3 protein-coding genes are annotated in these 2,614 nt (G+C 31.3%); all 3 read right to left on the minus strand.

Translation table 11 applies throughout. From position 1 onward, the window contains the following. Window positions 1–50 precede the first annotated feature (50 nt). Window positions 51–629 (minus strand): dioxygenase family protein, encoded by a 579-nt coding sequence (locus E1171_RS03100; protein ID WP_155203976.1) that lies wholly within the window; start codon window positions 627–629, stop codon window positions 51–53. 98 nt (window positions 630–727) lie between these two features. Next, a complete protein-coding gene (locus E1171_RS03105; RefSeq protein WP_155203978.1) occupies window positions 728–1,267 on the minus strand; it encodes a hypothetical protein in 540 nt (179 codons plus the stop codon). Window positions 1,268–1,495: 228 nt separating this feature from the next. Beyond that, complete coding sequence (locus E1171_RS03110; RefSeq protein ID WP_155203979.1) at window positions 1,496–2,497, minus strand: hypothetical protein; 1,002 nt, start codon at window positions 2,495–2,497, stop codon at window positions 1,496–1,498. Window positions 2,498–2,614: the final 117 nt, after the last annotated feature.

Here is a 2,614-nt window from a genome sequence, read left to right on the forward strand (position 1 = left end):
GTTGGCAAAGCATGGCAGCTAGCCATTGTTGTAAGTAGTTTTTATTTGCCTTATTGATCAGGGTTTTTTACTTCAATAGTCAAAAAACTAACTAATGCATTTTCTTTCGTCCTTTTTAAATCTGCTAAAAAATGTTGGTCACTTCCATTGATAAAGTTATTTAACATATAACCGGTATATTGTTTGAAATGGATGTCATAAGCTTTTGGTTTTGCTCCGAAAACAGTTGTATGAATATGACGATTGTCATCTGAACTTCCATAATCACCGGGTAAAATGGTTTCTATATAAATCTGTCCTTTGAGGTTAGTTGTTGATTGCCCACTTAACCTTGCTGTGGATTCATCATTTGGGTCTGTTTGTTCATATTTCCCGGCTGTGGAAGTATGGTAAAACTTCACTAATTGATTTGCAAGTTCTCTTTTATTTTCTTTATCGATAAAGGTTAAACAGAGTATAAGTTTTTCTCCAGGTTCATTCTTATCAGTAATCTTCAACTTACTTTTGCTTGGTAATTTTTGAAAATGGATGAGTACGTTATTTTCAATTTCTGATATTTCAACAATAGTTCTATCTATTGAGCAACTGAAGCAAGAAATAATAAAAGCAAACAGAATTAGTTTGTTCATTTTTTGTAATCTTCAATTACTTACAACGGCCCGGCTGGCTGCTGTGCTTTTTAGCGTCGACTTTTTGCGCGCTGGCAAAACATGGCAGCTCGCCATTGTTACAGCCCTTTTTTCTTTTCTTCAATTAGTTTTTTGGATGCCATTACAGCTCCAGTAACATAGCTAGCGGGATTGTCAATAATCTCCTGTAATTCAATTATGGACTTATTAGAAAATTTCTTCATGAATGTCTCAGTTTCTTTTTCAGTCATTTGTTGTTTTTCTAATTCAGTTGACTCTTTGCCTTCCCCTAAGATTTTTTTTATTACATGGCCATTTACAGAGAGAAAAATTAAAAATAGAATAACTATAATTTGGTTAAAACCTAAAACCTTGGAACCAGCAATAAAAAAAGAGAATTCAAAGCTAGTATGAGAAAACTTAATTAAATTAAAGGTGCCCAGGAAAAGGCTAAAACCTAAGAAATAGGTGCTAGTTTTTATATTTTTAAATCTTATTATACTTGTCAATAGGATAAGTGCAAATCCCAAATAAGATTGGAAATCTACCACATAGTCCGTTACGCTCGTAAAAATAAGTGAATAGATGCACGAACTTAATAGAGCTCCAATCAAAAGTAATTCAATCGTTTTTTTCATTTATGATTTCCCTCTGTCTAAAAAATATAATTTATCAGTTGTCAAAAAAATAGTTATCTTTTTATCCTCAATGGGCTGTAACGCCACTGTATGAATCGTGGCTTTCTCGAAGATAAGTATTTCGGTTTAGTAAATAGTCAAATCTGCGATTTGACGGGAATCCTACGAAGCAGAAAAGCTACGTTAACCACTAACCAGCCATGATTACATACAGCTTGTTGTGGTGCGTTATATTTTATGAGAGTTGTGAACTATCCATTCTCTATAATCTTTAATTCCTTTATTTGAAATTTTTATTTTTTCTTCATCAGTTATCCATTTAAAACGGGTTAAGTTCGTGTATTTGATGGATTCAGAGTTTAGAGAATATTTTAATGCGTCTTTTAATAACGATTTTATTTCTGAAACTTTTTGATTTTCAGAGAACGAAAGCCAAAACACTTCAATTGAATTACATTTGTTTATTTTACTGATATCTGTAAATGTTTTGTTGTTTTGTAGACTCAAAAACTTCAGGTGTTTCAAAGTTTTTAAATTAGGAAGCTCTTGAAGGTTAGCTTGCCCCTCAAGCGTTAAGAATTCCAATAAAGTTAACTCTTCTAAGAATGAATAATTTTCTATTTGTCTAACTCGACTTATTTCTAATGATTTGAGGTTTTTTAATTGAGCAATAGTTTTAAAATCAGAGCAGTTACCATATAGCAATTTTAATTTTGTTAAATGAGGTAACGATAAGAGAAAGTTTATTGAGCTAAGCTTGAATCCTCTAAGAACTATTTCAGCAATTTGTTTTAATTCTGAAACGACTTCAATTCCTTTCTTATTTCCATCTACATACAGCGATTTAAGACTTTGAAATTCTCTAAGAAAGGATATATCAACAGCCTTAGATTTTGTTTCTTCAATTCCTATATGATTTAATTCTTTGTTGAGAGTTAACTGATCAAAGTCTTTCGTGAGGAATGAAGATATATTGATACATCTTAAGTTTGGAAGAAATTGAATAAACTCTAGGTTTATTGGATTATACCATTTAATTCTAAGTTCAATAGTAGGATTTAGTTTGAAAAATTGATTAAGAACATCCCAAGTTTCTCTATTTGGGGTTTGAAATTGATAAAATTGAATAGTATGCAGCTCTGTTTCATGTTGGATTTGATGAATATCCGTTGTTGTTAGATTTTCTAGGATGTTTAAGCACCCACTATGATTACTCCATTTTTTATTCATTTCCTATTTATATGCACCACAACAACCAGATATACCACATATGTGGTATATCCGCATTATATATTTAGGCTCTAAACTAATGAATCTAGAGGACTTTTTATATTTTTAATGCGGTTG

Origin of the sequence: Xanthovirga aplysinae (genome assembly GCF_009711365.1) — a bacterium.
Lineage (GTDB): Bacteria > Bacteroidota > Bacteroidia > Cytophagales > Cyclobacteriaceae > Xanthovirga > Xanthovirga aplysinae.